The 19,993-nt window shown below is 40.3% G+C and carries 19 protein-coding genes and 1 pseudogene; 11 read left to right on the forward strand and 9 right to left on the reverse strand.

Translation table 11 applies throughout. The annotated features are described in order from the left end of the window. Positions 1–13: 13 nt before the first annotated feature. The 4 genes from WA1_RS28175 to WA1_RS28190 all read left to right on the forward strand — a co-directional run bounded on the left by WA1_RS28175 (position 14) and on the right by WA1_RS28190 (position 6,157). Positions 14–1,579, forward strand: coding sequence for a dolichyl-phosphate-mannose--protein mannosyltransferase (locus WA1_RS28175; RefSeq protein WP_017745755.1), 1,566 nt, complete (start codon positions 14–16; stop codon positions 1,577–1,579). Between the two features lie 623 nt (positions 1,580–2,202). After that, positions 2,203–4,512, forward strand: a complete 2,310-nt coding sequence (locus tag WA1_RS28180) for a sensor histidine kinase (protein WP_017745756.1) — start codon at positions 2,203–2,205, stop codon at positions 4,510–4,512. Further along, complete coding sequence (locus WA1_RS28185) at positions 4,451–4,897, forward strand: response regulator (RefSeq protein ID WP_017745757.1); 447 nt, start codon at positions 4,451–4,453, stop codon at positions 4,895–4,897. The genes WA1_RS28180 and WA1_RS28185 overlap by 62 nt, the downstream gene beginning before the upstream one ends. Positions 4,898–4,987: 90 nt before the next feature. Beyond that, complete coding sequence (locus WA1_RS28190; protein ID WP_017745758.1) at positions 4,988–6,157, forward strand: hybrid sensor histidine kinase/response regulator; 1,170 nt, start codon at positions 4,988–4,990, stop codon at positions 6,155–6,157. 118 nt (positions 6,158–6,275) lie between these two features. Here the strand turns inward: WA1_RS28190 and WA1_RS28195 are convergent, their stop codons facing one another. Continuing rightward, the gene (locus WA1_RS28195) at positions 6,276–7,751 is read right to left on the reverse strand and encodes an IS5 family transposase (RefSeq protein WP_026135401.1); all 1,476 of its coding nucleotides are present in this window, start codon (positions 7,749–7,751) and stop codon (positions 6,276–6,278) included. A 309-nt stretch (positions 7,752–8,060) separates the two neighbouring features. Beyond that, positions 8,061–8,239: pseudogene (locus WA1_RS58250) on the reverse strand (ABC transporter transmembrane domain-containing protein); the annotation flags it as partial. Positions 8,240–8,481: 242 nt separating this feature from the next. Between WA1_RS58250 and WA1_RS28200 the strand changes: the two are divergent. Beyond that, the gene (locus tag WA1_RS28200; RefSeq protein WP_017749897.1) at positions 8,482–9,111 is read left to right on the forward strand and encodes a hypothetical protein; all 630 of its coding nucleotides are present in this window, start codon (positions 8,482–8,484) and stop codon (positions 9,109–9,111) included. Positions 9,112–9,156: 45 nt separating this feature from the next. On the opposite strand, the gene WA1_RS28205 is transcribed toward WA1_RS28200, so the two are convergent. From WA1_RS28205 to trmB, 3 genes are all read right to left on the reverse strand, one after another. Then, positions 9,157–9,666 (reverse strand): hypothetical protein, encoded by a 510-nt coding sequence (locus tag WA1_RS28205; RefSeq protein ID WP_017749896.1) that lies wholly within the window; start codon positions 9,664–9,666, stop codon positions 9,157–9,159. Positions 9,667–9,678: 12 nt separating this feature from the next. Further along, a complete protein-coding gene (locus WA1_RS28210) occupies positions 9,679–10,086 on the reverse strand; it encodes a Tse2 family ADP-ribosyltransferase toxin (RefSeq protein ID WP_017749895.1) in 408 nt (135 codons plus the stop codon). A 462-nt stretch (positions 10,087–10,548) separates the two neighbouring features. Beyond that, complete coding sequence (gene trmB / locus WA1_RS28215) at positions 10,549–11,187, reverse strand: tRNA (guanosine(46)-N7)-methyltransferase TrmB (protein ID WP_017749893.1); 639 nt, start codon at positions 11,185–11,187, stop codon at positions 10,549–10,551. A gap of 137 nt (positions 11,188–11,324) precedes the next feature. On the opposite strand from trmB, the gene WA1_RS28220 reads away from it, so the two are divergent. Continuing rightward, positions 11,325–12,431 (forward strand): metallophosphoesterase family protein, encoded by a 1,107-nt coding sequence (locus WA1_RS28220; protein WP_017749892.1) that lies wholly within the window; start codon positions 11,325–11,327, stop codon positions 12,429–12,431. Between the two features lie 41 nt (positions 12,432–12,472). Here WA1_RS28220 and WA1_RS28225 read toward each other — a convergent pair whose 3' ends face one another. Next, a complete protein-coding gene (locus WA1_RS28225) occupies positions 12,473–13,687 on the reverse strand; it encodes an FIST signal transduction protein (RefSeq protein WP_017749891.1) in 1,215 nt (404 codons plus the stop codon). Positions 13,688–14,073: 386 nt separating this feature from the next. Here WA1_RS28225 and WA1_RS28230 point away from each other — a divergent pair, with 386 nt between their 5' ends. Both WA1_RS28230 and WA1_RS28235 read left to right on the forward strand, forming a co-directional pair. After that, positions 14,074–14,295: a Calvin cycle protein CP12 gene (locus WA1_RS28230; RefSeq protein ID WP_017749890.1), complete on the forward strand. Its 222-nt coding sequence runs from the start codon at positions 14,074–14,076 to the stop codon at positions 14,293–14,295. A gap of 178 nt (positions 14,296–14,473) precedes the next feature. Further along, positions 14,474–15,067 carry a DUF3177 family protein gene (locus tag WA1_RS28235; protein WP_017749889.1) on the forward strand — a complete coding sequence of 198 codons (594 nt, stop codon included), beginning with the start codon at positions 14,474–14,476 and terminating at the stop codon, positions 15,065–15,067. Positions 15,068–15,158: 91 nt separating this feature from the next. Here the strand turns inward: WA1_RS28235 and WA1_RS28240 are convergent, their stop codons facing one another. After that, the gene (locus WA1_RS28240) at positions 15,159–15,371 is read right to left on the reverse strand and encodes a DUF6887 family protein (RefSeq protein ID WP_017749888.1); all 213 of its coding nucleotides are present in this window, start codon (positions 15,369–15,371) and stop codon (positions 15,159–15,161) included. Then, the gene (locus tag WA1_RS28245; RefSeq protein WP_017749887.1) at positions 15,368–15,565 is read right to left on the reverse strand and encodes a DUF6888 family protein; all 198 of its coding nucleotides are present in this window, start codon (positions 15,563–15,565) and stop codon (positions 15,368–15,370) included. Before WA1_RS28245 ends, WA1_RS28240 begins: the two co-directional genes overlap by 4 nt. A gap of 83 nt (positions 15,566–15,648) precedes the next feature. Here WA1_RS28245 and WA1_RS28250 point away from each other — a divergent pair, with 83 nt between their 5' ends. The 3 genes from WA1_RS28250 to guaA all read left to right on the forward strand — a co-directional run bounded on the left by WA1_RS28250 (position 15,649) and on the right by guaA (position 18,955). Further along, positions 15,649–15,942, forward strand: a complete 294-nt coding sequence (locus tag WA1_RS28250; RefSeq protein ID WP_017749886.1) for a DUF7734 family protein — start codon at positions 15,649–15,651, stop codon at positions 15,940–15,942. Positions 15,943–15,984: 42 nt separating this feature from the next. After that, entirely contained in the window at positions 15,985–17,106 is a 1,122-nt protein-coding gene (gene cbiD, locus WA1_RS28255; protein ID WP_017749885.1) for a cobalt-precorrin-5B (C(1))-methyltransferase CbiD, read from the forward strand. Positions 17,107–17,332: 226 nt separating this feature from the next. Then, positions 17,333–18,955 (forward strand): glutamine-hydrolyzing GMP synthase, encoded by a 1,623-nt coding sequence (guaA, locus tag WA1_RS28260; RefSeq protein WP_017749884.1) that lies wholly within the window; start codon positions 17,333–17,335, stop codon positions 18,953–18,955. Between the two features lie 71 nt (positions 18,956–19,026). Here guaA and cdf31 read toward each other — a convergent pair whose 3' ends face one another. Next, positions 19,027–19,914 (reverse strand): CDF family zinc efflux transporter Cdf31, encoded by an 888-nt coding sequence (cdf31, locus tag WA1_RS28265; protein WP_017749883.1) that lies wholly within the window; start codon positions 19,912–19,914, stop codon positions 19,027–19,029. Positions 19,915–19,993: the final 79 nt, after the last annotated feature.

The following is a 19,993-nucleotide window of genomic DNA, read 5'->3' on the forward strand; positions in this document are numbered from 1 at the left end:
ATTTTATCTTAGCATGGCGAGTGTTTTTTTGCTATCACTCGCCTTACGATTTTGGGGATTGGGACGATTCAATACCTTAGTTTTTGACGAAGTTTACTATGCTAAATTTGGCAACAACTATCTGACTAATACCCCATTTTTTGACGGTCATCCACCATTAGGGAAATACATTATTGCCATAGGAATTTGGATTGGCAATCAAATTCCTTTTTTCCAAAACCAGGTAAATGGGTTGACTGGTTCGGTGATGTCACCCATCAGTTATCGGTGGATAAACGCTTTTTCTGGCTCCTGGATTCCCGTAATTGTTGCTGCGATCGCTTATCAAATCAGTTACCGTCGTAGCTTTGCTTTACTTGCTGGTTTATTTGCGGCTTGTGATGGCATATTTATTGTAGAATCACGTTATGCTTTAATCAATCAATATATTGTTATCTTTGGTCTATTAGGACAGTTGTTTCTACTCCTAGCACTAGCTAGTCAGAGGATATGGCGCAGCTTTTGGTTAGTACTTTCGGGTGTAGCTTTTGGTGCTTCTTGTGCTACAAAATGGAATGGTTTATGGTTTCTCCTAGGAGCTTATCTTCTGTGGATAATAGCTTGGGGAAACCAGTGGTTGCAGTCTTTCCACTTAAGTAAAGTAGAGAGCGATCGTCAACACCAAGATGAATTTCTTTCCTATTCTTCAAATAGTCCTGTTAGTAAGGAAAGCTCTCAAAGCTTTTTTTTGCCTTTGTCATTCACCCCATTATCTTTGAGCAAAAGGCAGACAAAATATATCATAAATAACCGTATAGAAGATAAGTCAACTCCCCTTAAAAAATTGACTCAACTGAATATTTTTCAGATTGTATTTTTCTTAGGAATTATTCCTGCTACGATATATAGCCTTATTTGGATTCCACACCTACAATTAGATACAAGATACGGGTTTGTAGAAGTCCACAAGCAGATTTTAGGATTTCACGAACGTCTAGGTAATAGCTCTAAAATTCATCCTTACTGTTCTGCTTGGTATACATGGCCTTTTATGATTCGACCAATGGCGTATTTCTACCAAACAGTAACAAGTCTCAAAAATCCCATACCTGTCATAGGACCTTCTCTACCTGCGGGCACAGGGAAAATTGTTTATGACGTTCATGCTATGGGCAATCCCTTTTTATGGTGGTTTGGGGCGGCTGCGCTTTTATTCTTATTAGGAGTGTTAATTCGACAATTTGCCAAGCTTTGGATTAGGCAAAAGCGTTTTTTCCTGTCTGCTGAATTAAGCAATGAGACTTGGATTATTTTGTATATAGTAGTGAATTATGCTGCGAATTTACTACCTTGGGCAAAAGTCAATCGTTGCCTTTTCATCTACCACTATATGACAGCAGTGGTCTTTGCATTTCTGGCGATCGCTTGGCTTGTAGATCGGTGCATCCGCAGTTATCATACTCAAATTCGCGCCATTGGTGTGACTCTTACCTTTTTGATTATGATAGCCTTTGTTTTTTGGATGCCGATCTATTTAGGTTTACCCCTGTCCAATTTTGAGTATAGACCTATGAGGATGTGGTTTAATTCTTGGATTTAGGAGAAATTAGGAATTTCCAAAAAATAAATTATCCCCGATTGTGGGGTGGGCTTCTAGAGCGCCAGTACAATAATCAAAAAGGAGGCAAAAACCCGGTTTCTCTCTGTGCTTAAGCTTGATATTTCCTATGCTCAACTCGAAGAAACCGGGTTTTTGGGATTACTATACCGATGCTCTAGCCCGCCCTTCGATCTGATACGGGCGAGGACGCCCGTACCACAAGAAAAAAATTTTTGCATTACCCCAGATTGCGGAGTGAATATCCCTGGCGTTTTTTAAGCTCTAACCTGAAAAGAGTTTAATCTAAGGTTTAACATAACTACACATCTTGTTTGCAAACAATCACTTAATATTAATATTTATTATGAGAAATATAAATGGACAATCAGCTCAACTACTATAAACTAAATATACTGTAGTAATGAAAGCAGAATTCCGAGGAAAATGTTAAGCAAAGTTGATTTGTCACTATAGGAAAAATTCTGTTAACTTTATAGAACATACACTGTTGTCAGAGAATTTATCAACTGTTAAAAACTTAAGTTCCTTTAGTTTTGATAAAAAATATTAAAACTACAGGAACTAGAATAAAGTTACTCTACTCTTAACTATAGAGGTTCATAGTGCTTAGTGATTTACAACAAGACATTAATGTAACTAGCTTAAAAGAAGCACCCATTCATGTTTCGGGTCAAGTGCAACCGCATGGAGTTCTTCTTGTCCTTCAAGAACCTGACTTAACCATATTGCAAGTTAGCAGCAATGTCTCTACAGTATTTGGTATAGCTCCAGTTAATTTGCTGCACCAAAAATTGGAAGATTTACTCGATCCTTTTCAAATCGAACGAATTAACGCAGGGCTTTTAGAAGATAGTCTGGATTTCATCAATCCTACAAAAATTTGGGTGCGGAAAAAAGGTGATGATTATGTCGTCTTTGACGCAGTCTTTCATCGGAACCCAGAAGGATTTTTGATTTTGGAATTAGAGCCTGCTATTACTCAGGAAAATATTCCCTTTTTAAGTTTTTATCATTTAGCTAGGGCATCCATTAACCAACTAGGAGAAACTAGCAATATCCGGGAGTTTTGCAAAATTATTGTCCAAGAAGTCCGAAAAGTCACCGGATTCGATCGGGTAATGCTCTATAAATTTGATGATGATGGACATGGCTCTGTTATTGCTGAAGAAAAACTAGACCATCTAGAACCTTACTTGGGTTTGCATTACCCCGAATCAGATATTCCCAAACCAGCAAGAAAGTTATTTACCTCCAATTGGATTAGAATCATACCGGATACTCGTTCCCAACAATCAGAAATTTTCCCGATTAATAATCCAGTTACCCAGCGTCCGCTTGACTTAACAAACTCTAGTCTCAGAAGTGCTGCTCCATGCCACATACAGTACTTGCATAATATGGGCGTGGGTTCTTCTTTGACAATTTCTTTGATTAAAGAAGGAAAACTTTGGGGTCTTATTGCTTGTCATCATCAGACACCCAAATACGTTGCTTACGAGTTACGGAAAGCCTGCGAATTTTTAGGTCGAGTCATATTTGCAGAACTTTCAGCTAGAGAAGAAACGGAAGATTATGACTACCGCATGCAACTGACGTATATTCAATCAGCATTGGTTGAGTATATGGCTCAAGAAGAAAATTTTATTGATGGGTTAGTTAAACACCAGCCAAGTCTTCTGGATCTCACCAGCGCTCAAGGTGCAGCTATATGCTTTGGTGGAAATTATACGTTGATTGGTGAAACTCCCAAAGAAGAAGATTTGAATTTCTTAGTCCAGTGGTTAAGGAATAATGTAAAAGAAGAAGTCTTTTATACAGATTCTTTGCCACGTATTTATCCTGATGCTGAAAGATTCAAAAATGTCGCCAGTGGCTTGCTAGCAATTCCCATATCCAAGCGAAATTATGTTTTGTGGTTTAGACCAGAAGTCATTCAAACTGTCAATTGGGGAGGTGACCCCAATAAGGCTTTTGAGTTGAGCCAAGCAGAAGGGAATTTGCACCTGCGTCCCCGTAAATCGTTTGAACTGTGGAAAGAAACAGTTCGCTTAACCTCTTTACCGTGGCGATATGTAGAAATAAAAGCAGCACTGGAATTGCGAAAAGCAATTGTTAACATTGTACTGCGTCAGGCTGATGAACTAGCCCAGCTTGCCCATGACTTAGAACGTTCCAACGCTGAATTGAAAAAGTTTGCTTACGTCGCCTCGCACGATTTACAAGAACCTCTCAACCAAGTGGCAAATTACGCGCAGTTGTTAGAAATGCGCTACGAGCAACAACTTGATGAAGATGCTAAGGAGTTTATTGGTTACGTTGTAGAGGGAGTCAGCCTCATGCAGACTCTGATTGACGATGTGCTAGCTTACTCTAAAGTGGATATGCAGGCGATTGAGTTTGAACTCACAGAGGTAGATACAGCATTAGAACGCGCCTTGACTAATTTGCGAAAGCGTGTTAAAGAAACTAAGACTGTTATTACTTATGATGAGTTGCCAACTGTGATGGCTGATAGTACCCAGTTGATGCAGTTATTCCAAAATCTCATCGGCAATGCTATCAAGTTCCGCAGCGACAAGACTCCAGAAATTCATATAGGAGCAACTCGCCTAGAAGATGAGTGGCTATTTTCTGTGAGGGATAACGGTATTGGTCTTGACCCGCAGTTTAGCGATCGCATTTTCGTTATCTTTCAGCGTTTGCATACGCGAGATGAGTACCAAGGTACAGGAATGGGTTTGGCAATTTGTAAGAAAATTGTCGAATGTCACCGGGGAAGAATATGGGTAGAGTCACAACTCGGTGAAGGAGCAACTTTCTACTTTACGATTCCAGTCGGAGGACGCGATCGTGAGCGCAGAAGCGGAAGAAAAGTACAAAACAATCTTTTTGGTAGAAGACAACAAAGCTGATGTTCGTCTGATCCAAGAAGCATTGAAAAATAGTAAAGTACCACATCAAGTCATTACAGCTAGGGATGGTATGGATGCTATGGCTTACTTGCGTCAAGAAGGGGAGTATGCTGATGCACCCCGTCCTGACCTGATCCTGCTAGATTTAAACCTACCAAGAAAAGATGGTAGAGAAGTTTTAGCAGAAATTAAAGCCGATCCCCATCTCAAACGCATTCCTGTAGTCGTGCTGACAACCTCACACAATGAGGATGACATTTTACACACTTACGATTTGCACGTGAATTGCTACATTACCAAATCCCGCAACCTCAGCCAACTTTTCCAAATCGTCAAAGGAATAGAAGAGTTTTGGCTAGCAACCGTAACTCTGCCATCGGAATAAATTATGAATAATGAATGCTGAATGCTGAAACCTTCCATTCATAATTCATAATTTATAATTCATAATTCCATAAGGGTGAAACAAAAAACTATGGCTGCGCTCTCGGTGAAAATTTTGTTAATTGAGGACAATCTCGCAGAAGCAAGATTGTTAGAAGAGTTCCTCAAAAACGCCGAGTCCAATCAATTTAGTTTGTTTCATGTTAAGCGATTGGGGGAAGCTCTTCAAGAATTAAGTAGGACGACTTATGACGCTATCTTGTTAGATTTGACTCTACCAGATAGTCAAGGATTAGCTTCCCTCGCGCCTTTGATGAAGCAAGCTCCTAACTTGCCAATCGTCGTATTAACCAATACCAACGACGATAAACTAGCACTAGAGGCAGTACGGAAAGGAGCTCAAGATTATCTTGTCAAACGACAAATTAATGTCGAAGTCTTGATTCGCTCCCTACGCTATGCAATTGAGCGCAAACAAGCCTTAGAATCATTACGTGCAGTCAACCAAGCATTAGAAAGCCGGGTTCAAGAACGAACATCTGAACTTGTGAAAGTTCAAGAAATCAGTCAATTTAAATCTGAATTTGTCTCAATGCTGTCTCATGACATTCGCAGCCCTTTAAATACAATTCAGTTAATTTCTGGGTTATTGCAAAATAGCGGTGACAAATTACCAAAAGAGAAAAAAAATTCTCATTATCAGCTGATTCGTTCTGCCATCAAAAACATGGCTCAGATATTAGATGAGGTTTCATTTTTAGGTAGAGCTGATTCTGGTAAACTTTTATGTGAATTTCAACTTCTTAATTTAGAAATATTTTGTCATCAACTGATTGAAGAAGCTCAACTGAGTTTAAAAGAAAAACATCTTTCTCTGATTTTTACAAGTGTTGGTGAATTAGATGAAGCATTGTGGGATGAAAGTTTGTTACGTCATATTTTCGGTAATTTGCTAAGTAATGCTATTAAATATTCACCACAAGGTCGTGTCATTCGATTTGAATTAATTGGGCAAGAAAAAAAAGTTATTTTTCAGATTCATGACGAGGGAATAGGTATTCCAAAAGAAGACCAAGAGCAACTGTTTCACCCTTTTTATCGAGCGTCTAATGTAGGTTCAGTTCCCGGTACTGGTTTGGGTTTATCGATTGTTAAAAAATGCGTAGAAACCCTTGGTGGGGAAATTTCCGTTCATAGCGAAATTGGCGTAGGGACAACTTTTGCTGTTACACTACCCGTTGTTAGAGAGAGTAGGGAATAGGGAGTAGGGAGTAGAATCTCACAAATATCGTATAGTACGTAGGGCTTGCTGAAAAAGTCAGAAAACAGCAAGATAAGAATTGATTAGTTACTCAACAAGGGTCTAATATAAGCAGATGCTATCTATGATTTAAGGACTGATTATTTTCAATAATAGTAAATGGGGAAAAAGGTGTAGTTTTAAAAAATAGACATAAAAAAGCATAAAATAGCCGCGAGAGCTGAGTAGAAAGATTCATCACTAAAAAAGTAATAGCAATTGCAGTTTCAGAAGTATGAGCAAGTTTCGTCATCACGCGATTGAGGCTAAATCTTCTTTTCCCCTGTCCAAATTTTCCCTCAATACAATTACGAATTCTCTCAGATTCTAAATCTTGTTTCTTTTTTTCTTTACTAACATTAGCTGGGGGTCTTCCTAAAGGAGGTCCGCTCATTATAATACCTCTTTCTTTACACCAAGCTCGGTTCTCTCTTGTGCGATAAATTTTATCAACATGAACAGATTCTGGATAGTACCCTGTGTAATTTTTAAAGGCTTCTACTTGAGCTTTTAAGTCTCCTGATTCATTAAAATTATCCCAACTTATATGGTCTAAAAATATATATCCTTCAAAGCAACTAGCAGACAATTTTGCCCCAAATTCTACCGATTTACCAGCTTTCCCTCGGACAATTGGACGGATATGTGGTTGGGTTAAACTGACAATGCGGTCGTCAATACTCTGTTTTTTATTTTCATACAACCAGAGTTGTTGACGGTAGACTTCTGCAACTACAAGCAACATCTTATATTGTCTGTGACTTAAATCTTCCAGAGAGGCTCCTGAAATAATTAGCTGTTCAATATGAGATAAGTTTCTTTTGATATATTGAAGTTGTTTTCTAATTGCTTTTCTCCTGTCTTTTTGGGAAACGCGACGTTTTTTAGCGACTGCTAGATAATCCTTTCTAGCCCTCTCTCTATAGGTTCTTGGTTTTTTCTCTAATTGACCCAAAGTCTGTTCGTAAAGTAAGTCTATAATTTTCTCTGTCTGTTTTCTTGCTTGATTGAGTAGCTCTAAATCTGTCGGATAGCTGATATCACCCGGAGCACAAGTTGCATCTATTATTAATTTTCCCCGATTTTTGGGTGTCTCACCTTCTTCTTCTGGTGATTCTGTTTTTTTTTCAGATAGTTTAGAAGATGTTGCTTCTAGCATCTTCTTCACCATTTCTTGATTCACTTTGTTAACAAGCTCCACACTAATTCTTTCCCGAAAATGTACCAACATTGATGCATCAAATGGAGCTTCATTACTATAATATGACATTCCTATAAAGTACTGTAGATAAGGATTTTCTTTAATTTGCTCTACTGTTTCTCTATCGCTTATCCCCAACTTTTCTTTGATTATTAATGCCCCTAATGCCATCCGAAAAGATTTGGCAGGTGCTCCCATCTCTACTGAGAAAAATGAAGAATATTCTTCTTCAAATTCTGTCCAAGGAATGAAAGCAGCCATCATTACCCAACGATTATCTTCTGATAACTTGCCCTCGAACGGGAGTTCAAAGTTTTCAGTTGGGATTGAAGTTTGTCCCTGTTTTCGGTACATGGTTACTAACAGCATACTTGATGCTGCCGATCGCAGTGATGCAAGCATTTTTGGCTATTCTACCCTCCTCTCTTGCACCTGAATATACTTCTATAGTCTGAGAATTTAGAGACTGTCTCCTTTTTTTCTTTTTCAGCAAGCCCTACGTAGGTTGGGTTGAGGAACGAAACCCAACATTTACAGTTGAGGAACGAAACCCAACATTTACAGTTGAGGAACGAAACCCAACATTTACAGGCATTTTTTGAATTTCTCCACGGCGATCTCAACCCACAAAAATTCGAGATTCGATCGCTTCATTATTACTCTCGTGAGTTCCCAGGTATAAAAGAGCATGAAACCCAGGAAACCAAGGCAATAACGAATTGGCTGGGTAAACCGAGGACTATTTGAGAAACTAAATTATTGATAGCATTAACATCAGCAATGCGGCTAACAACTTCCCCACTGCGCCGTCCTTCAAAATAAGATAATCGCATCGATAATAATATTTTGCTCAAATTTTTTGAAGTAGCGCAAATCTTGAATAGATTCGGGAGTAAATTCAATTTCGTACATTCGTGGCTATTGAAGTCCTCACAGCGCGTTAAACCTTACATATAGTAACTTTGAACATTAAGTACTCTTTAGTATACATTCTCCATTGTCTCATACTGTATTTAGTATTGAGGTGAGATAGTTGTAAAATCGGTAATTAAGCTGAAAACCTCTCGATTTTGAGGATGTCAATATGCCGCTTCTCGATCCCAATCAAAACTATACCTTCAGCCGATACTTCGAGCTGGGTTTTGACGCTAGCGAACTGGCTCAAGAATTTGGCTACACCCTTACCCGAAAAACGTTCAACTTACCTCAATTCTCAGGTGAACTGGATCGCATACAAGAGTTAAGAGATCGTATTGAAGAAGTCTTGCCATTTGTTCCTTTAACGAATGAATTTGCCAGACGAGAAATTCTTATTTCAAGAGTTGTTACAGAGCTAATTCACTACACTCAAGCAGAATTACGGATTGAGTATGGACTCAAAGTTTCTAATTGGCTTCAAGGTAACTTAGATTATTTACTGCGTGTCAGTACAATCAATCAATTGTTAGTTATTGAGGCTAAGTATGAAGATTTGACCAGAGGTTTCACACAACTAGTTGCTGAGTTAGCCGCGCTTGACCAATGGGAGAGAACGCCAACGGTTTCAGAACAGCCTATTTTGGTAGGATCTGTTTCCACAGGAACAATTTGGCAATTTGCTAGGCTCGATCGTATTACAAAGCATTTTGAACAGGGGATTAACAGCTATCGAGTTCCCGAAGATGTAGAGCAAGTGATGCGAATTTTGGTAGCAACTTTGAGCCAAACAAATTAATATTTGTAATAAAGTCTAATCCAGACAAAATTTTGTTTTCTCAATTCACATCAAATTTTCTCGTTTAGTTTTGAGAATTATCTCAAAATCTCCACCCGCTTCCTGAATTTCGGAATCGTTCTGTTGTAATGCTTTCATAACAAGCCTTTGGGTCAATTCATCATCAATCTGAATATAAAGTTCTAATAATCGTCTATATTCTTCATCTGTACCATTTTTTAGTAAAGATTCGGCATGATTTTCTATATTATCTAAAAGCCATATTTTATCAAATGCTAGAATAGCAGAACGAACTAATTCAATATCTGAATGACCGACAGAGGCTAACTTGATTAATTCATCAAATAAACTCTGGCGTTCTTCTAAAGTTAGATAATTTAGAATTTCCAGTGCCGTTCCTCTTTCCGTGGGATTTTGTAAAGCGAGTCTAATTAACTCTACCTTAGATTGGCAACTGTTTAGGAAATTTTGCCGAATTTCTAAATAAGCTTTTTCCCGGTCAATTAATTGATGCCAAAGGTCTGTATCTTGTTGATAGTATTTTATTTCAGTCATAGTTTTTATTGATTATCTTATTTCTTTTTTACCTACGTAAATCCAACCACAATTCAAAAATTTTTCTACAAATTCTGAAAAAGGCATTTCAACGGCAGGATAAATAGTATGATGCGTAGGGGAGTGAGTTCCACCAACGTCTTTACCATCTGCCACTACTTCAAGACCCACTGGTAATGGTGTCCCCTTATCTAGTTTATAGTAATGTCCTGTCAGGGGAGCATACTGAATATCCGCAAACGTGGAAGCTCCCGTTGGAGGTTGGGTGGGTTTTACCAAATCCTTCTCCACAGCAATATCAACACTGGAACGAGGTGGACGAGGGGATGTTCTATTGCCAAAAGTGTAGAGAGTTATAGGTAAAATGACTTGTTCAACTAGAGCGGACGAATCGAGCGAATTCTGGGCTGAATGTTCCACACTTATAAGTTGGCTTGTTTGATAATATTTAGATTTGATATTTTAACACTGTTTAGTCTAGAAGAACATTTCGAGATGTAGCATTTATATCACCAGCAGTTCCTGACCCTTGACTGCTCACTGTAACTACAGCCCCATCTTTGACAGTCAAATAGTTGGAGTGAAGGAATATGTTGCCGCCAGCCCCTGTAGAATTGATATCGGTATTGGCAAATAACCCGCTAGCGGGGCTTACGTTAGCAACGACATCTCGACCAAATCTGGTAAGACGAAGCTTTTAGCACAGAAGCCACTATGGAGCTATTGTCACGAGTGCGTCAGCGTAAGCAAGCAGCTTTAGAAGAGCTAGAAAAAATTTTAGCAATGGAAAAACATCTGTTAGAAAGTCTTCAAGGGTAAAAATAATTGCGGTAAGATGACACACATGACCAGTGACCAGTTAACTAGAGATTCCTACCTTCTTTAACTAACTCTTTCAAAGATAGCCCGATAAACAGGTTCACTTTTGTTAATCGTGTATATTTCCCTTTCTGTAGGAACCGAGAGTGGATTTTCTACAAGCCATTCTCCCTGACCATATCTCACAAAAGCTGGATTTGCAGCAAAGCGATCGCACATTTCCACTGCTATAAACTCCAGATCGGATTGCAAAAAAACAATACCACCAGGGGGAAGAAATTCTGCAAGTTCTGCGACTAATTCTGGTTGCACCACTCGTCGTTTTGCATGGCGATTTTTAAACCAAGGATCGGGAAATTGAATTGTGACACGCTGTAGTCTTTTCTGAGGTAAAGAAGATAAAAGCGGGCGGAGTGAGTTATTCGCGTTGCAGAACAAATAATGAAGGTTTACCAGCCCTAACTCATCTCGCAATTTATTTGCTTCTACTACCAATGGTTCTCGAATTTCCAAACCCAAAAAATTCCACATGGTTTCCACTTGTGCCATATTGAGAACAAATCGTCCTCTAGCACAGCCAATATCTAAATGTAATGGTAAGTTTGGTTGGGCATAAACTTTTTCCCAGTCAATTGGACTGAGAGGGGTTTGATACTTATGTGCTAGTGGGTTAACGTGTTGACGGACTCGAACGATTGCCAAAATATTTCTCCTTATTAGTTAGTGGTTGGTAGTTAGTGGTTAGTGGTCACTGGTCACTGGTCACTGGTCACTGATGACAGGCTATACTCAATATAAAAAGAGTTTTTACACCTGTTTTTAACATCACTATTAGGTCAATGGCTTTAAAATTTCGTTTTGCTGTAGTCAGCGACTTGCACGTTGCTGTTCCCCACACAATCTGGAATCATCCGGCTCGTTTTCATTTAGTCGAAGTTAGCATCCCAGCATTTGACAGCATTGTAGAACATCTCACACAACTTGATTTAGATTTCCTTTTGCTACCAGGAGACTTAACTCAACATGGGGAACCAGAAAACCATACTTGGTTACAAAACCGTTTAGCACAGTTACCTTTCCCCGTGTATGTTGTTCCTGGCAATCATGATGTTCCAGTTTTGATGGCAAATGAGCAATCAATAGCCTTTGCCGATTTCCCCCATTACTATCGCAAGTTTGGATATAGTAACACCAATCAACTTTACTACACTTGTCAATTGCTACCAGGAGTAAGGCTAGTTGGCTTAAATTCTAACTCCTTTAATAACCAAGGTCAGCAAATCGGGCGTTTAGATGATAAACAACTGCAATGGTTGGAAGAAGTTCTAGCTGCATCTGTTGATGAACTCGTACTGGTTATGGTTCATCACAACGTTGTGGAACATTTGCCCAACCAGTCCCGCCACCTGATGGCAAATCGCTATATGTTGGAGAATGCGCCAGAACTATTAAACTTGTTACGGCAATATGGCGTTAGTTTAGTTTTCACGGGACATTTACACGTTCAGGATGTCGCCTACGCAGACGGAGTCTACGACATAACGACAGGTTCTTTAGTCAGTTATCCACATCCCTATCGTGTTTTAGAGTTTCACAGGAATGATTTTGGTCAAGACTGGTTGCAAATTTTGTCTTATCGAGTAGTGTCAGTACCTGACTTCCCTAACTTACAACTTTCCTCGCGTAAATGGATGGGCGATCGCAGTGTTCCCTTCTTAATCAAGCTGCTAACTGTACCCCCTATAAGTTTACCTTTAGCGCAAGCAAAAGAATTAGTCCCCAGTTTGCGGTATTTTTGGGCAAACATGGCTGACGGAGACGCTGTATTTGACTATCCTGATTTTCCACTAGAACTGCGTCGCTACTTTCAGAAATACGGTGCCATTGACTCAAGCGGTACACCCTCTTTCATTGATAACAATACTACGCTTTTAGTTAGTTGTTAGTTGTTAGTTGTTACTTGTTCATCACAATTAGCCATTAGCCATTAGCAATTAACAGAACGACAAATTCCAAACACAGAGGTATAATTATGTATCATAGTACTACCACCCACAGGACCGATCTCGCCGCCACAAAAGAAACCTGCTAATGGGATGTTTTTAAGGTAGCGATTGAATAACTGGGAATCAAAATTCGGTTTTCCGTAAAGACCTTCTCCTCTACCAACGCAAGAAAACATCAGCGCACCCACTGCGCTTGCGTCAGAAGAACGCTCTTTTTGATACCTCTGTAACAAGAATTCTAAATCTTCAGCAGAAGCTTGGGCATCGCGTAAGTGAAATTGCAGGCGCTGTCCGGGACGAACGTAATCAGCGATCGCAATTGCCCCTGCAGATGGTTCTACCCCTAAAATACTTCTTATGAGAAAGTCTCCTGGTTGCAATTCTTGCTTAAATTCATCCATTGCTAAGCCAACAAACAAGGAATGTTGCGCCAGCATCCGATCTTCTTCACTAAGATGGGCAATCAAATCTCGCAATACCATTAACGGCACTTGCTCGTTGAGTTCTAAAATGATATTGCGATCGCCTTTTGTCACCTGGCAAGGTCTTCCAATTGGTCTGCATCCCTGTGCCACAATCGTTTCCAAGACAATATTGCCACTTAGAGCGACACCAATAGTTCCTTCTCTGTGGAGATTGTCATTGTAGAAAAGAGCAATCCGACCTCCCAAACCGCCACCACTCGCGTGTCCTCCCACTGTTACCGACCCAGGATAGGCAAAATCCAAACCCTGTAATAAATCGTTCACTCCTGAAGAAAACGATCCAGACAATAATATAAACTGCGGCACAGGTGATGGTGCTACGCCAATTAAATCTATCCAAGCGTCTGGTGGACCATCCAAATCGGGTAATTCTTCAGGAACAATATGAAATGGCTTGATATTGACCCCTGGTAGGTGTGCTAGGGTTAAACTGAGTGCGGGTTCTGCTTCTAACTCTTGTGTTTTTCCCCACTGAGTCGTACCAATCACACCTCCACCACTGCAACCTAGCAATATAGGTACTGACAGTTGCTCGCTCAGTAGTGGCAAAAGCCGAGAGTACTCACTCGTAAAAGCAGACGAAATAAACACCAGCCCTAAATCTGGAGGTGCTGTTAGCGATGAGACAGTACGCTGTACTACATCTGAAACAGCTGCTTCTAAGGAAGGACGGGTTGACAGGGCATTTGCCCACTGCATTTGGTCTGCCATGAGTTTTACACTCTATTTATTCTTAGGCTTTTGTTGTTCAGCAAGCCGGTTTATTATTTCCATTTTGGGGACTACTATAACGCATCCTACACGAATTGATGCGACTTCTTACAAATACTCCTAGCAAGCAGTTATTACTTTGTGCTATTTACCTCAAGAAGTATTGTATAATCTACAGTTTTCCGGTCTTCTTTGTAAAATCTTAAGACATTATAGATAAATATACCACCATTGTCATAAATGCTGTAATAGTTATGAAGCATAGCTCCATTACCTGACATAATTATTGCACAGACACAGTAGAATGGAGGGTAATAGTACGAAAAACTGTCATTTTTGAAATTTTTCTATACTAGTATTGAAAACACGCAACAAGAATTAAGACCATGAGCAACATCCAAGACAAAATCGATCAAGAAGTTGAACAAGCCCGTGCTACATGTGACGTCACAGGTAGTACTTCTGGTGAATGTGCAGCAGCTTGGGATGCAGTGGAAGAACTACAAGCTGAGGCTTCTCACCAACGTCAAGCAAAGCGCAAAAACTCCCTGGAGCAATATTGTGATGCCAACCCAGAAGCAGATGAGTGCAGAGTTTACGAAGATTAAGACTTAACTCAACCCTTCTTGTTTTAGGGCTGTGGGAACGCGACCAGAAACCTTTTACTGAAAATTCTGTGCTTTAATAGCACTAGTGTATGAAATCTCACTCCAACCTTTTTTCATCCTGTTTTAGAGCAGGAGCTAGGGGAATAGAGTGGGCTTTTCTTTTTACAGAGGAAATTTTATGAATGAAGTCTGGTTTCGTCCCCTAGTTTGGATAGACTACCGATTAGCGGTATTATTTACACTCATTTTGCCTATAATTTTGCTACTTTGGGCTTTTGTACAAAAAGCTGAAGCCATACAACGCTTACTTCTAATTTACTGGCGAGTCGCCAGTTTACTAGCTATTACAATTTACTTAATGATTGGTGGATTTGGCGTTAGTTTTATTTCAGGATTCATGGCTCGTATTTTAATTCCTGTTTCATTATGGTTCTGGATAGATCTAAATGATGAAATAGAGTATCAGTCAGACGGACTTCTAAAGTTGATTTTTACTTCATGGCGTTGGGCTACCACCATTTACTGTATTTTAGGTGCATTCGCTTTGATCCCTTTCATCGGTTGTGCTGTTTCTGAAACTGCGATCGCAACATCATATTGTCGCGTCTGGTTTGAAGCACCGCTTATGTTTAAAGATTATTTCCATCACGATACAAAACCAGGATTTCTTGGCTTTCTTGGCATTGTTGGTTTAGTCATCTACGTACTTTATCTAAGCTATTTTGTCCTGATTAAGTTAGGTAAACAAGGACGCTCAGCTACACCTCAATAGGATACGCAGCCTTACTACACGCAACTCTCGAATCAGTTCAGCTTCAGCTTCTTCAGGTGCAAGCGGGTTGTTATGCAGCCACTGACTGCGCCTATTGTGACTCTGCTTCACCAGAGGTTGCTTGCTGAATCTTCTGCTCTAAATTCTCCTCCCAATTTGGGTCATCTGGATTAATTGTAATCATTCGCCCTACGGCTTTTGAACGATCAACATAGACATGAAAAGCACTTATGTCTTCTCGGTGAGTTAGGACATACTGACGTAACTCATCAAGGTTCATCGCCTCATAGTTTGCTAATGTCATGGCTCGTATCCTCCAGTTGGCTTGATTTCAAAGTCAAGACTATCTCCAGCAAGTACGTATAGATTCCCAGTGCGCTCATCCATTCTGACAAGCTCAACAGCTTTGTACTGCCAACCAGGGTAGATCGCGTTGGTCAGTCGGTAACAAAGCCTATAAAGCCCTTGAGCTTGCTTGTTATTGGGTTCCATACTCATTCAGTGTAATTCATCAACTGAATCCTTCAAGAAGTCGGAGATCTTGGTCAACTTTGTACAAATTCTCTATAAAGTGTTGATTTATGAACAATTCTATTGGTAAGCGACTGGAAAAGTATACCACTAAACGTCCTCAAGAAGTTTTACTAGTAACAGTAGAAATTGCAGGAGAACAAGACCAAATTGCCATTTTTAAAGGTTTTTCCAGTTCATTAATGCGTCCAACAGCTTTCGATCCCGACATACCCGTAATACCAGATGAAGCAAAAATTATCAAAATTGATAGAGTCGCAAGTCCTTACAATCCAGAAGCACCCCGTTACATTCAACAAGATATCTCTTGGGAAAATATGCAAAAAATTATGAATGATGAATGATGAAATATTGTATTAATTACCAATTCATAATTCATAATTTTCATGGCTCAATCTGGATATACTCTTCCTGTCTTTGCTTGTGCGTCTGCTATTGCTGCTTTGCACTGGTTGCATTATCGTCAACCCATACTTTCTGTATCAGTGGACTTGATTGAACCCAGTCAAGTGGTAGACATTCCTGTAGAACAAGTCGCAGGATTATCTGAAAATATAGCTTTGGCGATCGCTCGCTCTGACCCAGGAGATAATTTAGATATTACGAGAAACACTCCTGTTTGGGCAATGGTAGAGTGGGAAAGAAGAGGCGAAGACGGGGAGAGATTGACTATTAGAGGTGGAGAGGGAATTGGAAAAATAGTTGAGGCTGGGGATAAGCCTGCTATTTACGCTTACGCCCAAAGGTTGTTGCAAGAGAATTTGCTGCGAATGCTTGCGCCAGAAGAAAGAATTACTGTAACAATTATTTTGCCAGAGGGAAGATCTCTTGCTCTTAGGACTTCCAACGCTGCTTTTGGTGTTGTTGAAGGTCTTTCACTACTTGGAACAACAGGTATTTCTCAACCCTTAAGTGTTCCCGATCAATTAGAAGCTTTTCGAAAACAGTTACAACATAAAGTAGATCGGTATGATTGTTTGGTGTTTTGCGTTGGTGAAAACGGTTTAGATTTAGCGCAAAAACTAGGGATTAACCAAGAACAACTGGTAAAAACAGCCAACTGGCTCGGTCCCATGCTTGTAGAAGCAGCTTTACAAAATGTTAAGCAAATCCTATTATTTGGATACCATGGCAAGCTCATAAAACTTGCAGGCGGAATCTTTCACACCCATCACCATCTTGCTGATGGACGTCGGGAAATTCTAGTGGCTCATTGTGCTAACGTTGGTCTACCCACTCTAGACTTGCAGGCTGTATTTAACAGCAATACTGCAGAAGCAGCTTTAGTTTACCTCCGCTCTTTGGATACATCTGATTGTAGCGATTGGGTAGAACGGGTATACACTTCTATTGTTCAACAAATCGATTCTCGTTCGCAAGACTATATAAAGAACCAAATTGGTGAAGCAGGTACATTACCGTCTGTTGGCTCAGTCCTTTTCGATCGCGATCGCAAAGTTATTGTCAAAAGCAAAACTGCACATACTCTCATGGCAAAATTATGTTAATTTAATATGAATAATCTTAAACACTAACTTTCAATAACTTTTTTTTACCAGACTAGAGTAAGTTTTTTTCGTAATCTCACTGCTACATATAAGGTCTGTACAGTCGCACAGCAAAGCCGCGTCCAGGAAGAAGCTATTTTACCATCACAAGTTGGTAAGGCCAAAACTGGTATCAGTCAATACACCCTCGTTGTCAATCTTTCATTCTACCAACACCATCTCTGTCATGAATACTGCGGTGACTCTACCAACACAACAAGCGCCTCAAACAGAAGAATCTTTGAGGCAAATCAATCGCCAAATCATTGTAATTCTAGACTTCGGTTCTCAATATTCCGAACTGATTGCTCGTAGAATTCGTGAAACACAGGTTTATTCAGAAGTTCTTTCCTATCGCACCACAGCGGAAGCATTACTTCAACTCAATCCCAAGGGAATCATCCTTTCTGGTGGTCCAAAGTCAGTGTATGACAATGGTGCTCCCCATTGCGATCCAGAAATATGGAATTTAGGAATTCCTATTTTAGGTGTGTGCTACGGCATGCAACTCATGGTGCAACAAATGGGCGGAGAAGTGGCAAAGGCTGACCGGGGGGAGTATGGAAAAGCCTCTCTATATATAGACGATCCGACGGACTTGTTCACTAACGTCGAAGATGGCACAACTATGTGGATGAGCCATGGTGACTCAGTCATCAATATGCCACCTGGGTTTGAAGTGCTGGCACATACAGAAAATACCCCTTGTGCAGCTGTTGCCGAGCACAACAAAAAACTCTACGGGGTTCAATTTCATCCAGAAGTTGTTCATTCTATTGGTGGTCTAGCTTTAATTCGTAACTTTGTATACCACATTTGCGAGTGCGAACCAACTTGGACGACTGCTGCTTTTGTGGAAGACTCAATTCGAGAAATTCGCGCCAAAGTTGGCGATAAACGCGTACTGCTAGCACTTTCTGGAGGAGTCGATTCTTCTACTTTGGCATTTTTATTACACAAAGCCATTGGTGACCAGTTGACTTGTGTTTTTATTGACCAAGGCTTTATGCGAAAGTTAGAACCTGAAAGGTTAATAAAACTGTTCCGAGAGCAGTTTCACATCCCTGTAGAATACGTCAAAGCCAGAGAGCGTTTCCTTTCCGCACTGGCTGGTGTTACAGACCCAGAAGAAAAGCGTCGTATTATCGGACACGAGTTTATCCGTGCATTTGAGGAAACCTCAAAAACCCTCGGTCCATTTGATTATTTGGCACAAGGAACCCTCTACCCAGACGTGATTGAATCTGCTGATACCAATGTTGACCCGCAAACTGGGGAGCGAGTTGCAGTGAAAATCAAGAGCCACCACAACGTTGGGGGATTGCCTAAAGATTTACGATTTAAACTGGTGGAACCCCTAAGAAAGCTTTTCAAGGATGAAGTCCGTAAAGTCGGACGTGCCATCGGTTTGCCAGAAGAGATCGTACAACGGCATCCTTTCCCTGGACCTGGTTTGGCAATTCGCATCTTGGGTGAAGTCACTGCCGAGCGCTTAAATATTTTACGAGATGCCGATTTAATTGTCCGTCAAGAAGTTAACCAACGTGGGTTGTATCACGATTACTGGCAAGCTTTTGCTGTGCTTCTGCCAATTCGTAGTGTAGGTGTCATGGGCGATCGACGTACCTATGCCTATCCCATCGTTTTACGGATTGTACAGAGTGAAGATGGTATGACCGCAGACTGGGCGCGTGTCCCTTACGATGTTCTGGAAGTGATTTCCAACCGAATTGTGAATGAGGTAAAAGGCGTTAACCGCGTCGTTTACGATATTACCTCCAAGCCACCTGGAACTATCGAGTGGGAATAAAATCAGTGACCAGTGACCAGTGATCAGTGATCAGTGACCAGTGACCAGTGACCAGTGACCAGTGACCAGTATCAAAAAGTAATATGACTGGATTTATAGGTGGGCGGTTCAACGTGAATGAGAATCCTAACAGGATGGAAACGTTCCTCCAACCGCCTTTCTACTTCTTCTGTAATTTGATGAGCAGTTTCTACGTCTGGTGCATCTACTATTAGGTGCATCTCAATGAAGCTCTGACGACCTAAAACACCCCGAGAAGCAATATCGTGGCAGTTGATGACACCCGGAACAGAAACTGCGATCGCATGAATGGCTTCCGGTGCGATGGCTATTTGGTCAACAAGCCAAGGCAAATTCTCTTTTAAAACCGTCCAGCCACTCCAAAAAACCAACAACGCTACAGGGAAAGCTAAAGCCACATCTAGCCATTGAACGCCCAACCATACACCAATTAACCCACCAATTACAGAAATTGTCACCCAAATGTCACTCATAGTATGCTTGGCATCAGCAATCAGAATTGGGCTACCAACTCTCTGTCCCACACCACGTTCGTAAAAGGCTACAAAAATATTGACTCCTAAAACTATCAACAATATCCATAATTCTGGTGGTGAGATTCTCACCATCTGACCGCCATTGATAATTCGTTCGACGGCTCCTTGGAGAATTTCAAAACAGGCTATCCCTAAAAAAGCAGAAATCCCTAATGCTCCCACTGCTTCAAATTTTTGGTGTCCGTAAGGATGCTCGCGATCGGGTTTTGGCGAAGAGAACTGACTAGCAATTAACCCTAAAATATTGTTGGCACTATCAGTTACACTATGTAAGGCATCAGCTTGTAAGCTCAGGGAACCTGTCAAATATCCCACGACAGCTTTCAATGCCATAACAAATATGTTTAGCAATAAAGTGATAATTAAAACTTTTTGTATTGCACCCCTATTATCGTAAGTCATAAAATCAGTATTGACATATTATGTTCTATAATTTACATCGTAAAACTTGCAACATCCAAAGAATGTTGCAAACCCTTAC

The organism is Scytonema hofmannii PCC 7110 (assembly GCF_000346485.2).
Taxonomy (GTDB): Bacteria; Cyanobacteriota; Cyanobacteriia; order Cyanobacteriales; family Nostocaceae; genus Scytonema; species Scytonema hofmannii.

Coding starts and splice junctions, on each gene's coding strand:
- WA1_RS28175 (WP_017745755.1), top strand. CDS start 14: ATGGCGAGTGTTTTTTTGCTATCACTCGCCTTACGATTTTGGGGATTG.
- WA1_RS28190 (WP_017745758.1), top strand. CDS start 4,988: ATGGCTGCGCTCTCGGTGAAAATTTTGTTAATTGAGGACAATCTCGCA.
- WA1_RS28195 (WP_026135401.1), bottom strand. CDS start 7,751: ATGTACCGAAAACAGGGACAAACTTCAATCCCAACTGAAAACTTTGAA.
- WA1_RS28200 (WP_017749897.1), top strand. CDS start 8,482: ATGCCGCTTCTCGATCCCAATCAAAACTATACCTTCAGCCGATACTTC.
- WA1_RS28205 (WP_017749896.1), bottom strand. CDS start 9,666: ATGACTGAAATAAAATACTATCAACAAGATACAGACCTTTGGCATCAA.
- WA1_RS28220 (WP_017749892.1), top strand. CDS start 11,325: ATGGCTTTAAAATTTCGTTTTGCTGTAGTCAGCGACTTGCACGTTGCT.
- WA1_RS28225 (WP_017749891.1), bottom strand. CDS start 13,687: ATGGCAGACCAAATGCAGTGGGCAAATGCCCTGTCAACCCGTCCTTCC.
- WA1_RS28230 (WP_017749890.1), top strand. CDS start 14,074: ATGAGCAACATCCAAGACAAAATCGATCAAGAAGTTGAACAAGCCCGT.
- WA1_RS28235 (WP_017749889.1), top strand. CDS start 14,474: ATGAATGAAGTCTGGTTTCGTCCCCTAGTTTGGATAGACTACCGATTA.
- WA1_RS28240 (WP_017749888.1), bottom strand. CDS start 15,371: ATGACATTAGCAAACTATGAGGCGATGAACCTTGATGAGTTACGTCAG.
- WA1_RS28245 (WP_017749887.1), bottom strand. CDS start 15,565: ATGAGTATGGAACCCAATAACAAGCAAGCTCAAGGGCTTTATAGGCTT.
- WA1_RS28250 (WP_017749886.1), top strand. CDS start 15,649: ATGAACAATTCTATTGGTAAGCGACTGGAAAAGTATACCACTAAACGT.
- cbiD (WP_017749885.1), top strand. CDS start 15,985: ATGGCTCAATCTGGATATACTCTTCCTGTCTTTGCTTGTGCGTCTGCT.
- guaA (WP_017749884.1), top strand. CDS start 17,333: ATGAATACTGCGGTGACTCTACCAACACAACAAGCGCCTCAAACAGAA.
- cdf31 (WP_017749883.1), bottom strand. CDS start 19,914: ATGACTTACGATAATAGGGGTGCAATACAAAAAGTTTTAATTATCACT.